The following is a 19,498-nucleotide window of genomic DNA, read 5'->3' as shown; positions in this document are numbered from 1 at the left end:
CCTGCGGGCCCATCCCCGCAGCGTGGACGACGCTAGGGCTCCTCCCCCCGGGTGTCGAGTCCCGCCCCTTTTTTCGATTCAAGGCGGACCTTCCGGGCGATAGGATCTTTGGCCCATGGCTCAACCCACCCTGGTGTCGCCCGGCCGCTACGACGGGCGCCCCGCCGACGCCCTCCGCTCCATCCGCTTCGAGAATGGCATCGCTCCGCACGCCGCCGGCTCGACCCTCATCCACTGGGGCAGCACCCGGGTCATTTGCGGCGTCACGGTGGATGAAGGGGTGCCGCGCTGGATGAAGGAGCAGCAGGTGCCGGGCGGATGGCTCACCGCCGAGTACTCGATGCTTCCCTACTCGACCACCGAGCGAAAGGCGCGTGACATTACCCGGGGTCGCCTCGACGGACGCTCCAGCGAAATCCAGCGGCTGATCGGCCGCGCGCTCCGTGCTGCGGTGGACCTCGAGAAGCTGGGCCAGCGCACCCTGTGGATCGACTGCGATGTCCTTCAGGCCGATGGTGGAACCCGCACCGCCGCCATCACCGGCGCCTGGGTCGCCCTCCAGCTCGCCCTCCAGCAACTCATCGCCAACGGCGACCTCGTCTCCAGTCCCGTCGTCGATCAGGTTGCCGCGGTGAGCGTCGGCATCGTGGGTGGACGGCCCCTGCTCGACCTCTGCTATGTCGAGGATGCCGCGGCGACGGTGGACATGAACCTCGTCATGACCGGAGGTGGCAGGTTCATCGAAGTCCAGGGCTCCGGGGAGGAAGCCACCTTCAGCGGAGACGAACTGACGGCCATGCTCGAGCTTGGAAGGACAGGCATCGCCTCGCTGGTGGCCCTTCAGCAGGCGGCGATCGCCGGCTGAACGGACCGGCTTCCGGCGAACTTCGAGGGGCCATGTCCACTCCGCACGAATCCACCACCCGCCTCCTTTTCCTCCGTCACGCCGAGGTGGAAGAAGCGTATCACCGCGTCTTTGGAGGCCGGATCGACATGGGTCTGTCGGCCTTGGGGGGTCGCCAGGCGGCGCTTCTCGCCGAGTACCTCGCCGCGAAATTCCCCATCGATGCGCTCTACTCAAGCCCCATGCGGCGGGTCAGGGAAACCCTCGAACCGCTGCTGGCCCGGATACCCCTGTCCCCCGTCGTGGTGGAGGATCTGCGCGAGGTGGATTTCGGCGCCTGGACCGGCCTGAAGTGGGAGCAGATCGCCGAACGATACGGCGTCACGGCCTTCGACTGGCTCGATCATCTCGAGCGCGGCTCGGTCCCGGAAGCGGAACCCGAGGAGATGTTCCGGCGCCGGATCGAACGGGTTCTCGACCGGGTGCTGGCCGAACAACCGGGCAAGACCGTGGCCCTCGCCTGCCACGGCGGGGTCATTCGCATGGCACTGGCCGTGCTCCTGGACCTCCCGCTCCACAAGATGACCCACCTCGAGATCGACTATGCGAGCCTCACCTGGGTCGATTGCCGCGGGGCCCGCCGGGAAATGCAGCTCGGCAATTTCACCCCCTGGCGGGACGCCTGAGTCTCCGGTTGATGTCCCGGCTGCGGCTAGGCCAATATAGTGGGACTGACATTGTATTGTTGACGTTATTGTTGACCCCTGGTGCGACGCTTGAGTCTCCGGTTGGTGTCCCGGCGGCGGCTAGGCTGAAAATAATAGGACTGACATTGTATTGTTGACGACCCGCGACGTCACCCACAGCGGCCGGATGAGATTTCTTTGGGCTATTGGGGCAGCGGGCCGGATCGCGGCGTCAGCAATTAGGTGCCTGACGTTGTATCATTCCGTCTTCCGTTCGCGGATATGACCGCGCTTCATGGAGCCTCCGCCGGCGTTCGGGCCGCCAGCTTCCCGCGCTCTTCGTTGACGAAGAGCAGCACGATCGCTCCCACCACGAAGAAGCCGCCCACGGCGAGGATGGCGGGGCGCTGGCTTCCGGTGGCCTGCGACAGGTATCCGAAGGTCAGCGGTCCCACGAATGCCATGGCCCGCCCGGCGATGCCGAGGAACCCGAAGAACTCGGCGGCCTTCTCCTTCGGCGTGAACAGCGCAACCAGGCTCCGGGTGACCGACTGGCAGGATCCCATCCCGATCCCGGCCAGGGTGGCGACCACAAAGAACGTCGCCTTGGAGTGGGAGAAGTACGCCAGCGTGGTGGAGGCAATCCAGATTCCCAGGGACAGCAGGATGGCCCGCTTCTGCCCGATGCGGTCGGCCAGCCAGCCGAAGGCCAGCGCCCCGCCCAGCGCGATCACGTTCATCACGATGAACAGCTTCACGATGTCCGCCGTTTCGAACCCGATGGTTTCCTTGGCGTAGCGCGCCGCAAAGGCGATGACGGTCACGATGCCGTCGTTGTAAATCAGGTAGGCCACCAGCAGCTTGACCAGTTCCCGGTAGCGTCGGAGGTGACGGAAGGTTTCCTTCAGTTGTCCGAACCCCGCCGACAGGTAGTTCCTTCCTGGCGGCAGTGGCCGCGGCGTGCTCCGTTCCCGGACGAACAGGAACGTCGGGATCACCGCCAGCGCATACCAGACCGCGATGATCAACGGGATCAGGCGGGCCTGGTTCACCTCCTCGGGCGTGGCATCGCTCTTGATGTTCCCGGCCAGCGGCAGGCAGAGCGCCAAGGCCATCAGGCCGCCCCCATACCCCATGGCCCACTTCAGACCCGAGATCCGTCCCGCGTTCTTCTCGGTCGAAATTCCCGGCAGAAAGCTGTCGATGAAAACCCCGCCCCCCGCGAAGCCGATATTGGCCACGATGTAGAGGACCAGTGCCAGCGTGGTCATCCCGGGCCCGACGAACCACAGCGACGCCGTGAACAGGGCCACCAGCGTCGCACATGCCCCGAGAAACCGCTTCCGGCTCCCCGAAAAATCCGCCACCGCCCCCAGGATCGGCGCCAGCAACGCCACGGCAATCTCCGACACCGAGGCCGCCACGCCCCACAGGAAATCGGCCCTCCCGGCATCCCCCACCACGACCGTCCCGAAATACAGCGAGAACAGGACCGTCACGATCACCGTGGTGAACGCCGAGTCCGCGACATCGTAGAAGCACCATCCGAGGATCTCCCGCCGCGTCACCGGCGGCGGATTCGGAGACGACGCGGATCCCTGCGCTGCCGGAATGGAATTCATGGGAGACGGGGCCGTGACGAACCGGTGCAGCACACCCGAATGCCCCCCTGCCCGCAAGTCCGTATCGAATGCCCTCTCCGCGCCTCCGCGTCTCCGCGTGAGCTTCCATTGCATCGTTACGACTCAGGCAACGATCGAGAAAGTGTGCCTCTTGTTTCGAGGACGAGTACCGCCCTTCGGGCTGAGTACGAGTACGGACGATGGATGCCTTGGGCGAGTGGCACGACCTCGCGGAGCCCGTCCCTCCGATTCGCTGCCTCCTCACCCACAACGCCGGGACGCTCCGCGTGGGCGGGCGGATTGGACTCGGGACCTGGAAGGCTGCTAGGGTCCGGTCATGTCGGAACGAGATTGGGAACAACGTTTTCGCGAGGTGTACGACCGGGCCGTGCAGATCTTCGATGCGGACGGCGGGCGGACGCCTGAGGAGTGTTTCGGGGCGGAGGAGCAGGCGTTCCTGGCGACCCTCGGGTGCACGCCGCAGGAGCTGTACGATTTCGTCGAGGACTGGTGCTGGTCGAAGGAACCGTCGTTCGAGGAGGTCCTGGAGGTGACGTCGATCCGGCGCGAGTACTTCCTCGAACGGCAGGCGGGACGAAAGCCGGGCCGGGTGAAGTCGCCCTCGGAGTTTCCTTCCGGCAACGAAGAACTGGCAGGGATCCGCTGGCTGCCGCGGATCCTGGCCAAGGCCCGGGCCAAGCTGCGGGGCGAACTGCCGCCGCAACTGATGTATGGCTGTGGGGGTGACCGGCCTTTCCTGGCGTCGGTGGGCGTCGGATTGGCGGAGTTTCTGCGGGCCGTGCGGGATGCTGGGGATGACGATGGGGCCGTGGTCGCCCTGCTCAAGCGGCGCATGAACGAGGAACCGGGCTGAACGCGGGAGCGGCTTGCCAAAGGGGGGCGGGGCGGGTTCAGCTTTCGTGATTCATGCAATTCCCCTCACATCGATTTCGGCGGTGGTCGGCCTGGATGCTCGCCCTGTTCCTCGGGGGTGCGGCCCAGGCGCAGTGGTCGTGGATCTGGGCGCCGCATGAGGGTTCCGAGGATGCGGCGGTGTTGCGGCGATCCTTCGAGGTGCCGCAAGGCGCACGCGACGCCCTGCTGGTGGTGACCTGCGACAATGCAGCGGTGGTGTCGCTCAACGGTGAAGTGGTGGTCCGGAACAGCGACTGGAACACGCCCTCCCAGGCGAATGTCACCCGCCGCCTCCGCCCCGGTCGGAATGAACTGCTGGCCGAGGCGCGCAACGAAGGCGGTCCGGCCGGCTTTCTCGCGCGGTTGCGGTACCGGACGGCGGACGGGGAGCAGGTAACGATCGAAAGCGACGCGAGCTGGGAGGCGACCCTGCCCGGCCGGGACGACTGGCGTCCGGCGCGTGTCCTGGCGCGGTACGGCGAAGCGCCGTGGGGCGATCCGGTCGGATTGACCCCGAGCCGGTCGCTGGTGGCGCAGCCGGAGGACATCCAGACGCTCCCCGGATTCCGCGTGGAACTGCTGCATGTGGTGTCGCGGTTGGAGGAGGGTTCGTGGGTGAGCCTCACGGTCGATCCGCGGGGGCGCCTCATCGCCTGCGACCAGTACGGCGGGCTCTTTCGCATCACCGTGCCGCCCATCGGGTCGGGCCGCGAAGCGCAGGTCGAGCGGCTGGGCAACCGGGTCGGCGGGGCGCACGGACTGCTCTACGCCTTCGACAGTCTGTATGTGATGGTGAACGAGCAGGGGGGACGCCAGGGGCTGTGGCGGTTGCGGGACACCGACGGCGACGACCAGTTCGACGAAGAGACCCTGCTGCGGCGGATCGAGGGCGGGGGCGAGCACGGGACCCACGCCATTGTGCTGTCCCCGGACCGGCAGTCGCTGTACGTGGTCAATGGCAACCACACCAAGCTGCCGGAAGGCATGGAACGGTCGCGGGCCCCGCGGCGCTGGGATGAGGATCACATCATTCCCCGGATGTGGGACGCCAACGGGCATGCGCGCGGCATCCTGGCGCCGGGCGGGTACATCGCGAAGACCGATCCCGACGGACGGGTCTTCGAGCTGATCAGCTACGGGTACCGCAATTCCTACGACATGGCGTTCAATGCCCTGGGCGACATCTTCACCTTCGATTCGGACATGGAATGGGATGCGGGAACGCCGTGGTACCGTCCGACGCGGATCAACCTGGCGACCAGCGGGAGCGACATGGGATGGCGATCGGGTTCCGGGAAATGGCCGGTCTATTATCCGGACAGCCTTCCCGGCATCCTGGACATCGGGCCGGGCAGCCCGACCGGGGTGGAATCCGGGATCGGCGCGAAGTTCCCGGCGCGATACCAGCATGCGATCTATGCGGCGGACTGGACCTACGGAACCCTGTACGCGGTGCACTTGACGCCCGAGGGCGCGGCCTACCGGGCGACCGGAGAGGAGTTCCTTAGCGGGCGGCCGCTGCCGCTCACCGACCTGGTCGTGCATCCGGGCGACGGGGCGATGTACTTCGCGATCGGCGGCCGGCGGACGCAATCGGCATTGTACCGCGTTTTCTATGACGGCCCGGAGAGCGTCGCGCCGGCCCCGGGACCGAATGCGACCCCGGAACACACCTTGCGCCGTCGCCTGGAGGCCCTGCACGAGGAGGGCGTCGGCGAAGAGGCCATTGCCGCGGCGTGGCCTCATCTTGCCCACGGGGACCGATGGGTGCGGTACGCGGCCAGGGTCGCGGTCGAACGACAGCCGGTCGAGTCATGGGCCGGCCGGGTGTTGTCCGAGAACCGTCCATGGGCGGTGATCGAAGGGGCGGTGGCCCTGGCGCGGACGGGGGAGGCGCGGTATCGGGACGCGTTGCTGACACGACTGAACGGGCTGTCGGTCGAGCGGCTGGACGAGGCGGCGCGTCTGGCCCTGATCCGGGCCTGCCAATTGACCCTGATTCGCATGGGAATGCCCGAGGGGCCGATGAAGGCACAGACCGTGGCGCGACTGGATGCGCAGTTCCCGGCGGCGACGGCAGCTTTGAACCAGGAGCTGGCAGCCACGCTGATCGCCCTGGACGCGCCGACGGCGGTGGCCAAGACGCTCCAGCTCATGGGAACCGCGCGGGACGAGGACATGGATTACGGCAGCCGTGAACTGTTGGCGCGGAATGTCGGGTATGCGGCGGCCTTCAACCAGGCGGCGACGAGCCGGCCCAATCTGCAGCAGATCGGGTACGCCTATGCGTTGCGCGTGGCGACGACCGGTTGGACACCGGCCTTGCGGCGGGCGTATTTCGGGTGGTTCCCCCGAACGGCGCCGTGGCAGGGGGGGAACAGCTTCCGGGGCTTCATCGAGAACTTCCGCAAGGAAGCCCTCGCGAACGTGCCGGACGCCGCCGAGCGCAATGCTCTCGATGAACTGTCCAGCCGGCGCGATCCGGACCCGCTGGCCCAGGACTTTCCGCCGCCCAAGGGTCCCGGGCGGGACTACACCGTCGAGGACGTGCTGGAATTCGCGACCGGACGGCTGCGCGGACGCGACTTCGAGGACGGCCGCCGGCTCTACCACGCGACTGCGTGCGCCTCGTGTCATCTGTTCCAGGGGACCGGTGGCGGGGTGGGTCCGGACCTGACCGGTTCGGGGGCGCGATACACGCTGCGGGATCTGGTGGAGAACATCATCGACCCCTCGAAGGTCATCTCCGACCAGTATGGAAGCGAACAGATCGAGACGATGGACGGGGAGATCCTGATCGGGCGGGCGTACGAGGAGGGCGGCCGGTTGTACGTGGTGTATGACCCGCGCAATCCGGACGAGAAGGAAAGCGTGCCGCTGGACCAGGTGAAACGGCGCAGCGAATACCCGGTGTCGCTGATGCCGGCAGGTCTGATCAACTCGATGAACGAGGAGGAGGTGTTGAACCTGATCGCCTACCTCCAGTCCGGCGGCGACGCGGGCCACGAGATGTTTCGCAAGTGACCGGGAGCGAAGGTGGATGGATCAAGACCTTGAGGACGCGCTGAACCCGGCCCTTCGGACAAGAAGCTGGTCCATCATTGGATGCCTTCGGAGGGCCGGGTTCCGCGAGGCCGGGCAGGAGGGAAGGGTGGATGAAGCTGCTTGGCCGCATCCATCCCCTTGGTTGCGCTTCAATCCTCCGGCGTGAACTCGATACATTCGAACGCAATGACCGCCAGGGGCGGCAGGGTGAACGCCGCGGAATGAGGCAATCCGTGATGGGGGGCGGATTCGGCCTCGACGCCCCCGAGATTCCCCTGATTGGAGCCACCGTAGAGCGCGGCGTCGGAATTGAAAATCTCGTCCCAGCGACCCGGGCGGGGAAGTCCGATGCGGTACCCGGTGCGCAGCACAGGGGTGAGATTGAGAACGACGAGGACAGGGTCGGAACCGTCGGCGCGCAGGCGGAGGAAGCTGAGGACGCTCTGGAGGTGGTCCGAGCAGTCCACCCAGCGAAAGCCGGCGGGGTCGAAGTCGGCTTCCCACAGTGAAGGATGGGCGCGGTAGAGGGCGTTGAGGTCGGCGGTGAGACGGAGGGTGCCGGCGTGGTAGGGGCCCTGGTCGAGGAGCCACCAGTCGAGTTCGGCGTTGTGATTCCACTCCCGGGCCTGGGCGAGTTCGCCGCCCATGAAGAGAAGCTTCTTGCCGGGGAAGAACCACTGATAGGCGAGGAGGCAGCGGAGATTGGCGAAGCGCTGCCACTCGTCCCCGGGCATGCGGCTGAGAAGAGTGCCCTTGCCGTGGACCACTTCGTCGTGCGAGAGGGGGAGCACGAAGTTCTCGTGGTAGTGGTAGAGCATGGCAAAGGTCAGCTCGTTGTGATGGTGCTGACGGTGGATGGGTTCCCTCTTGAAGTAGCCGAGGGTGTCGTGCATCCAGCCCATGTTCCACTTGAAGGTGAAGCCCAGTCCGCCGAGGTAGGGCGGGCGCGAGACCATGCCCCAGGAGGTGGATTCCTCGGCGACCGTGACCACGCCGGGGTGTTCGGTGTGGACGAGGTGGTTGAACTCGCGGAGGAACTCGATGGCCTCGATGTTCTCCTTGCCGCCGTAGCGGTTCGGGAGCCATTCGCCGGCCTTCTTCGAGTAGTCGAGGTACAGCATCGAGGCGACGGCGTCCACGCGGAGACCGTCCACGTGGTAGCGCTCGATCCAGAAGAGGGCGTTGGCGATCAGGAAATTCCGGACCTCGTGGCGCCCGTAATTGAAGATCAGGGTTCCCCAGTCGGCGTGGGCGCCGCGGCGGGGATCCTCGTGCTCGTAGAGGCAGGTGCCGTCGAAGCGGGCCAACGCCCAGTCGTCGCGCGGAAAGTGGGCCGGAACCCAGTCGATGAGGACGCCAATGCCGGCCTCGTGCAGGGCGTTGATGAGGTATTGGAAGTCGTCCGGGGTGCCGTAGCGGCAGGTGGGGGCGTAAAAGCCGGTCACCTGGTAGCCCCAGCTCGGGTAGAAGGCGTGTTCGCTGACCGGGAGGAACTCGACATGGGTGAAGCCGGTGCGCCGGACGTGGTCGATGAGCGGGGCGGCGAGTTCGCGGTAGCTGAGGGATTCGGCGGCGGTCTTCTTGCGCCAGGAACCGAGGTGGATTTCGTACACCGACATGGGTGCGTGGAGGGGACGGGCGGCGGTGCGGGCGGCGATCCAGGCGTCGTCGGACCAGGCGAACCGGCGGGTGTCCCAGACGATAGAGGCGTTGTTCGGAGGGGGTTCGGAGAAGGTGGCGTAAGGGTCGGTCTTGAGATGGATGCCGCCGTGGGCATCGCGGATCTCGTACTTGTAGAGGGTGCCCCGGGGAATGCCGGGAATGAAGAGTTCCCAGACCCCCGAGGCGCCCATCCGCCGCATGGGGTGACGGCGGCCGTCCCAATGGTTGAAGGCGCCAACCACGCTGACGCGCTGGGCGCTGGGGGCCCAGACGGCGAAGCTGGCGCCAGGCGTGCCATCGAGTTCGCGCAGGTGTGCGCCGAGCTTGTCGTAGATGCGCCGCTCCTGGCCCTGGCCAAAGAGGTAGAGATCCGCTTCGCCCACCGTGGGCAGGAACGAGTAGGGATCGCGCGAGCGGGTCACCTGCCCGTCGGGCCAGGTGACCACGAGGTCATACGCAAAGACCTGCCGGGCCTTGGCCGCGATGCCTTCGAAGAGGCCGGAGTCGTGAATCCGCCGAAGGGGGACGGGGGGGCGGCCGGGTTCATGGACGGGATGCGCCTCGACACGCGCCGCGTCGGGCAGAAAGGCGCGGACAACAACGCCCTTGCCGTCGCCCAGCGGGTGCATGCCCAGCAGGTCGTGGGGCGATGCGTGGCGAATTTGGACCAGGGCCTCCAACTCGGCTGCACTCAGGATCATGCGGTCAGCATGAACCCGGAACGCCCGGTCGGGCGAGCCTCATTGCGGCGCGATCATGGGGCGACGCCAGGCAGGGGATCGAGGTCGTAGGGGGGCATGGCGCCGCCGGGACCCTGGAGGTAATGCTCGAACCAGCGGAGCATGCGCAGGTGATAGTCGTAACGGGCGGCAGCGCGTCGATTGCCATGGCCTTCACCGGGATAGAGAACGAGCCGGACGGGCGCCTGGCTGCGGAGCTTGAGATGACGGTACATCTCGAGGGACTGGGCCGGATGAACGCGGGGATCGGCGGCACCGTGGAGGATGAGGAGCGGGGTGCGGCTGTTTCCCGCATGGTAAATGGGACTCCGTTCAAGCTGGAACCGCCAGTCCTCCCACGGGCGTTTGCGGGCATGCACCAGGTACTCCTCGTCCGGGATGTCAGTGGTGCCGAACTTTGAGATCTTGTCGCTGATGCCGACGAACATGACGCCGGCGGCAAAGCGGTCGGAGTAGCGCGTGCTGCACCAGGCCGTGGCGTAGCCGCCGTAGGAACCCCCGGTGACGCCCACCCGGGCGCGGTCCACCAACCCGATGGTGATAAGGTGGTCCACGCCGTCCACCAGATCATCGAATTCGCGTCCGGCCGCATCGCCCTGGCCCAGCTTGGAAAAGGGCACGCCACGCCCGGTGCTGCCGCGGTAGTTGGGGTAGAAGACGGCAAAGCCGCGGGCGGCGGCGACCTGGCCGGGCAGGGAATAGCTCGTCACCCATCCGTCGCTCACATGCGCCTCGGGACCGCCATGGACGGCGAGGATCAGCGGATACCGGGTTCCTGCGCGCGCCTGAAGAGGGCGGATCAAAATGCCCTCGATGTCGAGGCCGTCGCGGGCCCGGTGACGGACGATCTCCTGGGGAGCAAGGCGGAGGCCGGCCAGCCAGGGGTTGCTGTCGGTGCGCCGGACGGGGGCGGCCGGGACGTCGAGGGAAACGGTGAAGACCTCGGCCGGGTGTGCCGGGGTGTGGGCGGCGAGCGCGGCCCGCGAGCCGTCCGCCGACAGACTGAATCCGGCGATGATCGGACGGCCGGGTCCGTGGAGGCTCACGGGGGCGGCTCCCGGTTGGAGACCGACGCGGGCGAGGTGGGACAGGGCGCCCTGGCCGGTGACATACACGATCTGGTCAGGAGCGCTCCACGCGAGGTGGGAGACTTCCGCTTCAAGATTCGGAAGGAGGTCACGCGGCCGTCCGCCGCGGGCGGAGACGACCATCAGGCGTCCGGCGGAGGGGTCGTGAAGATCCTCTCCCGTGATCAAGGCGAGCTGCGTGCCGTCCGGGTTCCACTCGAAGGTCTGCAGCTTGGCGGCGTGGTCCACGCGGGCGAGGACGGGCGCGTTGGTGGAGGCGCCGACAATGAGGATCTGCTGGCGCATGAAACCGTCGTCCACGGAAGGAGTAGGGCTGACGGCGACTGCGAGCCGATCGGCGGAGGGGCTCCAGCGCACACTGCGGACCGATCCGGTCAGGGCAAGGGCGGCAGGGGGCGGGTTGGTTTCGGCGAAGGGTTGGCCGAGCCAGACTCGGGTGAAACGCCAGTCCTCCTCGTAGATCTCCTGTTTGAATCCCTTCTCCTTGAGCTTCTTCCGGGTCTCGTCTTCAGGTTCCGCCGCCAGCACGGCCACCCGCTGGCCGTCGGGGGCGAAGGCATAGCTGGAAATGTCGCTGGCAAGGGAAAGGGCCCGTCGTGCCTCGCCGCCGTCGATGGGGATGAGATGGAGGGATCGGTGCGTGTCATCGCCTCGTTTGGCAAGAAATGCGACGTGGCGCCCGTCCCGGGTCCAGCCGACCGACTGCACATTGACCTTGCCGGTGATGAAGGGGCGTTCGCGGGCGGGGTCGATGTCGAGGACCCACAGTTCCACCCAGGCTTCTCCGTCCTCATCGACGCCAGGGCGGCGGGGAACGCTGCGTGTGAAGGCGACATGGCGGCCGTCCGGCGAGAGGGCGACTTCTCCGACCGAGCGCATTTCGGCGATGTGCTCCGGGTTGAGGGTATCGACGGGTTGGGGGGCCGATAGGACCGGGGGGGCGGCCAGACCGAGCCATCCGAAGGCCCAGCCGAGTCGCAGGGCGGCGAGGTATCGCATGGCCACAGGGTGCCAAAGGGGGTTCGAAGGGGACAATGGAAGATGCGTAAACCGGCGGTTGTCCGCTCACCTCGGTTGGATTGAGCCTCGGCACGGCACCCCCAGGTTTCGACCAGTGCATCTTCGAGAGCCTCGATCCATCGAGTCAGGACCGCGATCAGCGTTGGCGCGTCTCCCGCGAAGCTCCCGAGGTTGTGGATCGGGACCACTGGCGCTCTCGCCTTCAATGCAGTGACCTACCCTACCGCATCCACTCGCAGATCCCGCAATACGGTAATCCCCGGAATCGGAGCGCCCCGAATGGTCCTTGCGCCGCTCTTGCGTCGCTTCCCGAACTTATCCCGGTGCCGCTCCCACATCTGGTCCACAAACTCCTTCGAGCCCAGGAACACCCCGTCGGTCATGTGCCGGATCCGCAACCGCAGGATCTGCCCCAGCGGTAGTTGACCACCCCGCTCCAGTTCCGCCCGGATCGCCTCCGGGTCCAGCACCCGCTTGTCGCTCCGACCCGAAGTCCCGCCGATCAGATAGAGGGCCAGGCGATATTCTGCTGACGCCGCGCTCCAGTCGTTTGCCCCCAGAAAGCCCATGATTCCGCGGCGGATGACCTTGTCGCCGGTGAGGGCGGCGGCGTAGCCACAGAAGCGGTAGTCCTTGGGATCGTTGACCAGGCCGGCGCGGACGGGGTTGAGGTCGATGTAGGCGGCGATGGCGCGGAGGGTGCTGGGACAGTCTTCCACCAGAACACTGCGGAAGCGTTCGCCCCAGAGGTAGCCGGAGCGGTCGTGACGGCGGTTGTACCAGCGGGAGAAGCGTTGCTTGAACTCCTGGAGGAAGATGGAGAGGTCGGCGATGCGGGAGAGGACGGCCTGGCGGATGTCGTCGGGGATGGGTTGACCCTTGTTGAGGGCGGCGCGGGCGAGGGAGGGAAGGGTGGCCTTGGGCCCGTAGAAGTCCTCGAGTTTGGCGAGGATGACGTCGTCCGGGATGGAGTCGGGGAGGGGTTTGGGAGGGACGCGGATGAGGAGATGGAAGTGGTTGGACATCATGCAGAAGGTGATGATGTCGATGTCACAGAAGCGGGCGAGGTGGTGGAGGATGTTGACGAGCTTGTTCTTGGCGGAGTCGTCGAGGAGAGGGAGGCGGCCGGCGACGCGGGACATGCAGTGATAGACTGCAGGGAGGGAGGGATCGGCTTTGATGCGAGGGGTTCTCATGGGGTAAGTTCGCGTTGAGGGAGAGGAAGATGGAGGGTGACTCGGATGACGCGACGGGGAGACTGAAGCAACTAGGTGCATCGTCAAGTTTAATAGGACTGGCTTTTAATGTTTTGGCGGTCAGTTTTAAGAGCCTGTCTTTTTCTTTTTTGGTTTTGGGACCGGCGAGTTTCCTCCTCCGTTTCCACCGGACGAACCACGATTCGATCCATGAGATCCGGTTCAGACGGAAGAACCTTCTCCTTGCGATCCGCATGGCATGGCGACGTGCCCCCCCAAGCCGGTCAGGGATCCGTCCTTCCCGTTGCCGGGATCGCCCTATCGGTCTGAATCCCACCTGTCAACTCGCCCTCTTGTCGACAGGCATGGCTGGTCAGAAGGAAGGGGCGACGGAGCATTCCCAAGGGGTGGCCAGGGGGTTATGATCCCACCGGACTCGAAGGCACCATGCCGATCTACGAATACGAACTATGCGAGGGAAGTTGTGTGGCGTGCGGGGGGCGGTTCACCCTGAGGCGACCGTTGAGCGCCAAGCCGTTGACCCAGTGTCCCGCGTGCAAGCGGCCGGTGCGGAAGCTGCTGTCCACCTTCCATGCACCGGCGATCACCAAGCCCGTTTCGATTTCGGACGCGAAAAAGGCGGGGTTCACGGTGCTGAAACGGGTGGGACGGGGTGAGTACGAGCGGCAGTGAGGCGGGCATCCGGGGCGGGGCGATCTGAAGGGCCATTCCTCCGCTCCGAGCGGCATCGGGGTGGGGTTCTCCCTGGAGGGAGGGAGCCGTGAGGGAGGTCAGGGGCGGGAGGAATCGGGGGCGCTATGGGGACTGGCGCTCAATTGCTGGAGACCGTCGCGGATGTAGATCAGGCCGGAAACCGCGGTGACGAGTGCCGTGACCAAGGCGACCCAGTACCGGGTCTCGGGCCAGAGGTCTGCAAGGGCAAGGAGAACGATGGCCATCTGGAGGACGGTGGCGGCTTTGCCGGTGAGATTGGGTTTCACCACGAACCGGCCGCAGGTGAAATGAATCACGCCAAGCCCCAGCACCAGAAGGGCGTCGCGGCTGAGGACGGTGGCTACCAGCCAGATGGGCAGAGCGGGAAGATGGGGAGAACCTGACCGGCTGAGTAGGATCAGGGCGGCAACGAGGAGAAGCTTGTCGGCCAGGGGATCGAGGACCGCGCCGAGTTGGCTCCTCTGGTTGAAGCGCCTGGCGATCCACCCGTCGAGGGCGTCGCTGAGGGAGGCCGTCAGGAAGACGGCAAGGGCCACCCAGCGGTAGCCCGGTTCGCCCGTCTGCCGGAAGTAGAGCACCTGCACGATGAAGATCGGGATGAGCAGGATGCGCGCGATGGTGATCTTGTTGGCGAGCGTCATCGCAGGACGGGGCGGAGCGTGACCTCGCGGAGGTCCATGACGGCGAGGCCGGGTTTGGAGGCGGGTTGGACGCGGACCGGGTGGGTTCCGGCGGGGAGGTCCACTTCGCCGATGGGACGGCGGACGAAGTCCTGGAACCCGCCGGTCTCGAGGACGGTGAAAGCGAGGGATTGGTCGGCGACGTGGACATCCACGGTGCTGCCGCCACTGCCTTTGCCGCAGCCCTGAAGGACCTCGACGGCGAAGCGGCCGGGTTGGTCAAGGGCGACGGACCAGGAGGCCGAGTCTTCGGCCCGGGTCCACCAGCCCAGCGTGTCCTTGAAGGGCTGGGGTTCGTAGCGGAGGACTTCGCCATGGACTTTGGCATGGCGGGCGTGGAGACGGACGGTGCCGTCCGGGTCGGGGGCGATGGGGGTGGATTCCCAGCGGGGATTGGCCATGGGCCATTGGGCTCCGACACGGTTCTGCCAGGCGAAGAGCTGGCGGGAGAGGGCCAGGACCCGTTCGGGTTGGGCCCCGGCGAGGTCGTTGGACTCGCCTGGATCGGAGGCGAGGTCGTAGAGTTCATGCCGGCCGGTCTCGTAGTATTGAATGAGTTTCCAGTGGCCGGAGCGGATGGCGGCGTAGGGAGTGGAACCGCCGGGATGGTAGTGGGGGTAGTGCCAGAAGAGGGCTTCGCGATCGAGAGCGGCGGTCGGATCGCGGAGAAGCGGGGCGAGGTTGCGTCCGTCGATGCGGGTGCCCGGGGTGTCGGGGAGGGTGGCGCCAACGGCGGCGAGGAGGGTGGGCAGAAGGTCGATCGAGGAGACGGGCGTGGCGCTCCACGAACCGGGGGTGGTAACGCCCGGCCAGCGGAGGGTCAGGGGGACGCGGTGACCGCCTTCGTAGGGCGAGCCCTTGCCTGCGCGGAGCGGCGCATTGCTGGTGGGGGGATGTTGGCCGAGGACGAGACCGCCGTTGTCGGAGGTGAAGGCGATGAGGGTGCGTTCGGTGAGGCCATGGGCATCGAGGGCGTCGAGGATCCGTGCAACGGCGGCGTCGAGGCGTTCGATCATGGCGGCGTAGGTGGGGTGGTTCTGCGGGCCGGGATGTTCGGCGGCGCGGCGGCGGTGGGTGGCGACGAGGTCGGCGGGGGCCTGGAGCGGGGTGTGAACCGTGTAGGGCCAGTAGTTGAGGAAGAACGGGCGGTCCTTCGACGCCGCGATGAACCGCACGGCTTCCAGGGCTTCGCGGTCGGTGAGGTATTCGCCTTCGGGACCATCTGGGAGGCTGGGGATGCGGTAGGGGGAGAAGTAGCTGGGTGGCTGACCGCGATGATCGCCGCCGAGGTTGCGATCGAATCCGTGGTCTTCCGGTGCGGAGCCGTCGCCCCCGAGGTGCCACTTGCCGAGGTGGAAGGTGGCGTAGCCGAGTTGGCGCAGGTGTTCGGCCAGCGTGATTTCGGCGTGAGGCAATTGGCGGGTCCAGTCGGGCGGGCGGAGTTTGGCCTGGGGAAAGTCGTGCCCCCGGATCCAGTCGGTGACGCGGAGGCGGGCGGGATACTTGCCGGTGAGGATGGCGGCCCGGGTTGGGGAGCAGACGGTGCTCGCGGCGTAGGCCTGGGTGAAGGTCATCCCCGACGCGGCCAGGCGGTCGAGGGCGGGCGTGGCATGGAAGCGGGATCCGGTGTGGCCGAGGTCGTGGGCGCCCAGATCGTCCACGACGATGAGGATGACATTGGGCGGCGCATTCGTCGCGGGCGCCACGCGGGCCAGGCACAGCAGCGCCAGCGCCACTGTGACGAGGACGCGGAAGCGAGGGGCCGATGGGGAGGGGGGCAAGCGAGGGCTCATGGGATGCGGATCTGCCCGGTGTGGGGCATCGCGGGTGGGAGGGTGCCGGGCGCGCGGGGAGGGTCGAGTCCGAACTGCCGCCAGGAATCGTCGTCCAGGTTGGGTCACTGAGGGCACTGAAAGCACCGCCGGTTCAGTGGCTGTCGAGTACGCCGGACACGCCGAGGCCGCCATCGACGAGGCCGCGTCCGCCGCTTCTGGAGCGCGACTGGGCCTGCTCCAGGAACTCGGCCACGGGGATGCGGCCATTGACGCGGGCCAGTTCGGCCGGCGTTCTGTCGGTGGCATTGCGGACGGCGAGATCGGCCCCTGCGGCGACCAGGGCCTGCGCCATGGGCAGATCGCCGCGGATGGCCGCATGGTGTGTTGCCGTGAGGCCGACACGATCCTTGGCGTTGAGATCGGACTTGGCGGCGATGTGCTGCTGCACGAGTCGCAGGTTGCCTTTTTCGGCGGCCTCGGTCAGGGGGGTGGCCGGCGGCGCGGGCCGGCAGCCGGACACGAGGAGCACGAACATCGCAGTCAGGAGCGTGAGGAGGCGGAGACGAGGTCTCATGGTCAAAGGAGTGGGGAGAGGGGTGGGGCCGGTTGGGAGAGGCGACCATGGGGGGACGGCGGGCGGCCGGCAAGAGGACAGCCTGGGTAGCCCTCGTCGATGCACCGTGTTCGACACGCTGGGGAGGCCAAGGGTTGTTGCCCGGCGTTGGCGGGAGCGGTGTGGCAGATTGACGCCCCGGGGGTGTGTGATAGCCTGCACACACGTTTATGAGTGCAGGCCGCGCCGACCGTTCCCGATCCTCCCGAGCATCCGCCCCAGTCTCCCCTTCGATCCCTTCGAGCGTCAGCCTCTCGGCACGGGCGATCACCCTTCGCAAGAACGGCATGGAATTCCGTTCGGTGGATCCGGTTCCGACCTGGACGGAGGTGACCCTTGAAGTCGAGTCTGCGATTGAGAAGCGGAAGGTCGCGTGCCGGGGTGTTGTGGTGGCGTGCGAGGGCAACCGGCATGCGGGCTATCAGGTCTCGCTGCTGTTCCTCGGCATGACCCCTCAGGTTCGGGAACGCCTCGAATCACTTTCCCTTTCCCACCTGGGCTGATCCGGGCGGTCGATTGACCATCCCACGCCTCCGGTCCGGTGGGCGCGTCGGTGCGCCATCTCCAGTGCTTTCCCATGGAACTTTTTCATAAAATCCTCAAGACCGCTGTGGATGGAGGCGCCTCCGACATCCACATCAAGATCGGCGGGCCCGTCATTTTCCGGATCAACAGCCAGCTTGTGCCCATCGAGTGTCCGGAGCCCTCGGAGGAGTGGCTGAACATGATCGTCGAGCAGATCATCCCCCGGCACGGCAAGGTCCAGCTTGAGGAGACGCGGGAGGTGGACTTCTCGTATTACGTTCCGGGGATTGGCCGGTTTCGGACCAACGTGTTCCAGCAGCGCGGCAATCTGTGTCTGGCGATGCGTTATGTGAAGGCCCAGATCCCGGAGTTTGAGCAGCTCGGGCTTCTGCCGGTCGTCAAGAAGATCGCCGATTCTCCACGCGGCATCGTGCTGGTGGCGGGGGCCACGGGAAGCGGCAAGTCCACGACGCTGGCCGCCATGATGCAGCACATCAACCGCACCTCGCGGAAGCATGTGATCACGCTGGAGGACCCCATCGAGTATGTGTTCGAGGATGACCAGTCGGTGATCGAACAACGGGAGATCGGCCTGGACACTCCGTCCTACGTTCACGGTCTCAAGTACGTCCTCCGGCAGGACCCCGACATCATCATGATCGGCGAGATGCGGGACGCGACGAGCTTCCAGGCGGCCATCGGGGCGGCCGACACCGGGCATCTGGTGCTGTCCACGCTGCACACCACCACGGCGGCCCAGTCGGTCACCCGCATCCTCGACTTTTTCCGCGCCGAGGAGCGCGAGCAGGTGCGGCGCCAGTTGGTGGGCACGTTGCAGGCGGTGATCTGCCAGCGGATGATCCAGACCGTGGAGGGGGGAGTGACGGTGGCGCTGGAGATCCTGATCAGCAACAGCACGGTACGGAAGCTCATCGAGGAGAACCGGCTGGACAAGCTGTCGGCCGCCATCGAGATGGGCACCGACGACGGGATGCTGAGCTTCAACCAGGCCCTTTTCGAGCTGGTGAAGGCCCGCAAGATCACCGAGAAGGAGGCCCTTTCGAAGGCCAGCAACCCGCAGGCCCTCGAGATGAACTTCAAGGGCATCTTCCTCGACGAAGGCCGGCGGATTCTCGGGTAGCGCGGTGGTCCGCAGCTTCCCGCAGGGTCCCGGAGGTGGGCCGGCCTGGCGAGCGCTTCAGCGTGGCGGCGTCCTGCCTTGTTCCCGCCGCCCCTTCCTCAAGGGGTTACGGGGGGAGGAGGCCCGCCGCGGGACAGGGGTTCGGCCCAGGTGAGGGCGGGGTGGATGCCATCTTCGCGACGGAACCGCAGGTGGTACGTTCGTCCCTGGATCCGCGAGTAGAATTCCCCGGGGTTGTCGGCCCTGAGTTGGGAGGTACGAAGGATCCATTCGCAGAAGGCCAGCCAGCTCAGCGGAAGAAAGCCCTCGGGCGTGGGCACGCCCCGCCGGAACCAGTCGATGGAGACTGGTCCGCCGACGATAGGCGGGGAGTCGAGGGGTTGAAAATACCCGGCCCGTTCGGCGCTGGCATAGAAGGCCTTCAACCGGCGTGCGGCCAGGGCGTAGCCTCGAAGGGTGGGGTGTGCGTGGAGTGTTTCCGGATCGAGTTCGAAGGCCCGGTGTCCGTCCAGAATCGCGAGTGCGGCGGCAATCCGTCCGCCCTGACCCGGCCCCGGCCGGTCGGCTGCGGCTGCGGTTTGCTCGAGGTAGTCGAGGTCCATCAGGTGCGCTTCGATCCGGGGCGCCGGACTTCGAGGTCTTTCAGGAGGGACATGAGGGCGAGGCGAGGCATGAGGAAGCGCTGGCGTTCCCACGAGGCCCGAAGCACGTACACGTCGTCGCCGGCCGGCAGTCCGGTCAGAGCCTCCCAGGCGCCCGCAAGGGATTCGAGGTCATCCTCGGGATAAGGACGGACCACGGAGACCGCCTGGTCCAGGGAAGCGCGGTCGCCGGATTCCAGCACCCGGGTCAGGTCCTTGAGCAGGCCGCAGCGGTGGCCATTGACGACGGCGGCGAGGGCGGCGGGGCAGGGGGGCAGGCCGGCGAGGAGGGGGCCTCCCGGGCCGGGGGCGAGCGGTAGGTTGAGCCGACCCAGGTTCAGGGAATCCATGAGGCGTCGATGAAGGCGGTTCGAATGCGGAAGCGCGCCGAGCCCACGGCAGCGGGGTTGAAGTCGAAGAAGCCGGAGATTCGCGGGCCTCCCGGGAGGGTTTGGGTGAAGCGCAGGCCGTTTCCCGGCTGCGCATTCGGGCCGAAGAAGCGGTCCTGGCCCGTTCCGATGGGAGTGCCGGTGCCGTCTGCATAGGTACGGGAGGGATGGCGCACGTATT

General features: G+C 66.7%; 16 protein-coding genes. 7 read left to right on the top strand and 9 right to left on the bottom strand.

The genetic code is table 11. The features are described from left to right. Positions 1-115 precede the first annotated feature (115 nt). Complete coding sequence (rph, locus tag KF833_04450; GenBank protein ID MBX3744537.1) at positions 116-865, top strand: ribonuclease PH; 750 nt, start codon at positions 116-118, stop codon at positions 863-865. Positions 866-897: 32 nt separating this feature from the next. Then, the gene (locus KF833_04445) at positions 898-1,530 is read left to right on the top strand and encodes a histidine phosphatase family protein (GenBank protein MBX3744536.1); all 633 of its coding nucleotides are present in this window, start codon (positions 898-900) and stop codon (positions 1,528-1,530) included. Between the two features lie 293 nt (positions 1,531-1,823). On the opposite strand, the gene KF833_04440 is transcribed toward KF833_04445, so the two are convergent. After that, entirely contained in the window at positions 1,824-3,152 is a 1,329-nt protein-coding gene (locus KF833_04440; protein MBX3744535.1) for an MFS transporter, read from the bottom strand. 337 nt (positions 3,153-3,489) lie between these two features. On the opposite strand from KF833_04440, the gene KF833_04435 reads away from it, so the two are divergent. Both KF833_04435 and KF833_04430 read left to right on the top strand, forming a co-directional pair. Next, positions 3,490-4,026, top strand: coding sequence for a DUF5069 domain-containing protein (locus KF833_04435; protein MBX3744534.1), 537 nt, complete (start codon positions 3,490-3,492; stop codon positions 4,024-4,026). Positions 4,027-4,079: 53 nt separating this feature from the next. Beyond that, complete coding sequence (locus tag KF833_04430; protein ID MBX3744533.1) at positions 4,080-7,091, top strand: c-type cytochrome; 3,012 nt, start codon at positions 4,080-4,082, stop codon at positions 7,089-7,091. A 170-nt stretch (positions 7,092-7,261) separates the two neighbouring features. On the opposite strand, the gene glgB is transcribed toward KF833_04430, so the two are convergent. The 3 genes from glgB to KF833_04415 all read right to left on the bottom strand — a co-directional run bounded on the left by glgB (position 7,262) and on the right by KF833_04415 (position 12,818). Further along, the gene (glgB, locus tag KF833_04425) at positions 7,262-9,475 is read right to left on the bottom strand and encodes a 1,4-alpha-glucan branching protein GlgB (GenBank protein ID MBX3744532.1); all 2,214 of its coding nucleotides are present in this window, start codon (positions 9,473-9,475) and stop codon (positions 7,262-7,264) included. A 53-nt stretch (positions 9,476-9,528) separates the two neighbouring features. Next, complete coding sequence (locus tag KF833_04420) at positions 9,529-11,601, bottom strand: S9 family peptidase (GenBank protein ID MBX3744531.1); 2,073 nt, start codon at positions 11,599-11,601, stop codon at positions 9,529-9,531. 236 nt (positions 11,602-11,837) lie between these two features. Beyond that, entirely contained in the window at positions 11,838-12,818 is a 981-nt protein-coding gene (locus KF833_04415; GenBank protein ID MBX3744530.1) for a transposase, read from the bottom strand. A 447-nt stretch (positions 12,819-13,265) separates the two neighbouring features. Between KF833_04415 and KF833_04410 the strand changes: the two genes are divergently transcribed. Beyond that, a complete protein-coding gene (locus KF833_04410) occupies positions 13,266-13,511 on the top strand; it encodes a zinc ribbon domain-containing protein (protein MBX3744529.1) in 246 nt (81 codons plus the stop codon). Positions 13,512-13,609: 98 nt separating this feature from the next. Here the strand turns inward: KF833_04410 and KF833_04405 are convergent, their stop codons facing one another. The 3 genes from KF833_04405 to KF833_04395 all read right to left on the bottom strand — a co-directional run bounded on the left by KF833_04405 (position 13,610) and on the right by KF833_04395 (position 16,582). Further along, entirely contained in the window at positions 13,610-14,194 is a 585-nt protein-coding gene (locus KF833_04405; GenBank protein ID MBX3744528.1) for a CDP-alcohol phosphatidyltransferase family protein, read from the bottom strand. Beyond that, positions 14,191-16,026 carry a sulfatase-like hydrolase/transferase gene (locus KF833_04400; protein ID MBX3744527.1) on the bottom strand — a complete coding sequence of 612 codons (1,836 nt, stop codon included), beginning with the start codon at positions 16,024-16,026 and terminating at the stop codon, positions 14,191-14,193. Before KF833_04400 ends, KF833_04405 begins: the two co-directional genes overlap by 4 nt. Before the next feature lie 133 nt (positions 16,027-16,159). Next, positions 16,160-16,582 (bottom strand): ankyrin repeat domain-containing protein, encoded by a 423-nt coding sequence (locus KF833_04395; GenBank protein MBX3744526.1) that lies wholly within the window; start codon positions 16,580-16,582, stop codon positions 16,160-16,162. A gap of 209 nt (positions 16,583-16,791) precedes the next feature. On the opposite strand from KF833_04395, the gene KF833_04390 reads away from it, so the two are divergent. Together KF833_04390 and KF833_04385 are read left to right on the top strand one after the other, a co-directional pair. After that, positions 16,792-17,124 carry a PilZ domain-containing protein gene (locus tag KF833_04390; GenBank protein MBX3744525.1) on the top strand — a complete coding sequence of 111 codons (333 nt, stop codon included), beginning with the start codon at positions 16,792-16,794 and terminating at the stop codon, positions 17,122-17,124. Positions 17,125-17,198: 74 nt separating this feature from the next. Next, positions 17,199-18,287, top strand: coding sequence for a PilT/PilU family type 4a pilus ATPase (locus KF833_04385; protein ID MBX3744524.1), 1,089 nt, complete (start codon positions 17,199-17,201; stop codon positions 18,285-18,287). Between the two features lie 98 nt (positions 18,288-18,385). On the opposite strand, the gene KF833_04380 is transcribed toward KF833_04385, so the two are convergent. Next, on the bottom strand, positions 18,386-18,889 hold the full coding sequence (locus tag KF833_04380; protein ID MBX3744523.1) for a hypothetical protein: 504 nt from the start codon (positions 18,887-18,889) through the stop codon (positions 18,386-18,388). After that, a complete protein-coding gene (locus tag KF833_04375; protein MBX3744522.1) occupies positions 18,889-19,278 on the bottom strand; it encodes a hypothetical protein in 390 nt (129 codons plus the stop codon). Before KF833_04375 ends, KF833_04380 begins: the two co-directional genes overlap by 1 nt. Positions 19,279-19,498: the final 220 nt, after the last annotated feature.

This window comes from Verrucomicrobiia bacterium (genome assembly GCA_019634625.1).
Taxonomy (GTDB): domain Bacteria; phylum Verrucomicrobiota; class Verrucomicrobiia; order Limisphaerales; family CAIMTB01; genus CAIMTB01.
The sequence above is the reverse complement of the archived record's forward strand: the minus strand, read 5'-3'. Positions and strand labels throughout refer to the sequence as shown.

What these genes read in the sequence shown, in the direction of transcription:
- KF833_04385 (MBX3744524.1), top strand. Translation starts at nt 17,199, where the DNA reads ATGGAACTTTTTCATAAAATCCTCAAGACCGCTGTGGATGGAGGCGCC.
- KF833_04435 (MBX3744534.1), top strand. Translation starts at nt 3,490, where the DNA reads ATGTCGGAACGAGATTGGGAACAACGTTTTCGCGAGGTGTACGACCGG.
- KF833_04400 (MBX3744527.1), bottom strand. Translation starts at nt 16,026, where the DNA reads ATGAGCCCTCGCTTGCCCCCCTCCCCATCGGCCCCTCGCTTCCGCGTC.
- rph (MBX3744537.1), top strand. Translation starts at nt 116, where the DNA reads ATGGCTCAACCCACCCTGGTGTCGCCCGGCCGCTACGACGGGCGCCCC.
- glgB (MBX3744532.1), bottom strand. Translation starts at nt 9,475, where the DNA reads ATGATCCTGAGTGCAGCCGAGTTGGAGGCCCTGGTCCAAATTCGCCAC.
- KF833_04375 (MBX3744522.1), bottom strand. Translation starts at nt 19,278, where the DNA reads ATGGATTCCCTGAACCTGGGTCGGCTCAACCTACCGCTCGCCCCCGGC.
- KF833_04380 (MBX3744523.1), bottom strand. Translation starts at nt 18,889, where the DNA reads ATGGACCTCGACTACCTCGAGCAAACCGCAGCCGCAGCCGACCGGCCG.
- KF833_04420 (MBX3744531.1), bottom strand. Translation starts at nt 11,601, where the DNA reads ATGCGATACCTCGCCGCCCTGCGACTCGGCTGGGCCTTCGGATGGCTC.
- KF833_04415 (MBX3744530.1), bottom strand. Translation starts at nt 12,818, where the DNA reads ATGAGAACCCCTCGCATCAAAGCCGATCCCTCCCTCCCTGCAGTCTAT.
- KF833_04445 (MBX3744536.1), top strand. Translation starts at nt 898, where the DNA reads ATGTCCACTCCGCACGAATCCACCACCCGCCTCCTTTTCCTCCGTCAC.
- KF833_04395 (MBX3744526.1), bottom strand. Translation starts at nt 16,582, where the DNA reads ATGAGACCTCGTCTCCGCCTCCTCACGCTCCTGACTGCGATGTTCGTG.
- KF833_04405 (MBX3744528.1), bottom strand. Translation starts at nt 14,194, where the DNA reads ATGACGCTCGCCAACAAGATCACCATCGCGCGCATCCTGCTCATCCCG.
- KF833_04410 (MBX3744529.1), top strand. Translation starts at nt 13,266, where the DNA reads ATGCCGATCTACGAATACGAACTATGCGAGGGAAGTTGTGTGGCGTGC.
- KF833_04430 (MBX3744533.1), top strand. Translation starts at nt 4,080, where the DNA reads ATGCAATTCCCCTCACATCGATTTCGGCGGTGGTCGGCCTGGATGCTC.
- KF833_04440 (MBX3744535.1), bottom strand. Translation starts at nt 3,152, where the DNA reads ATGAATTCCATTCCGGCAGCGCAGGGATCCGCGTCGTCTCCGAATCCG.
- KF833_04390 (MBX3744525.1), top strand. Translation starts at nt 16,792, where the DNA reads ATGAGTGCAGGCCGCGCCGACCGTTCCCGATCCTCCCGAGCATCCGCC.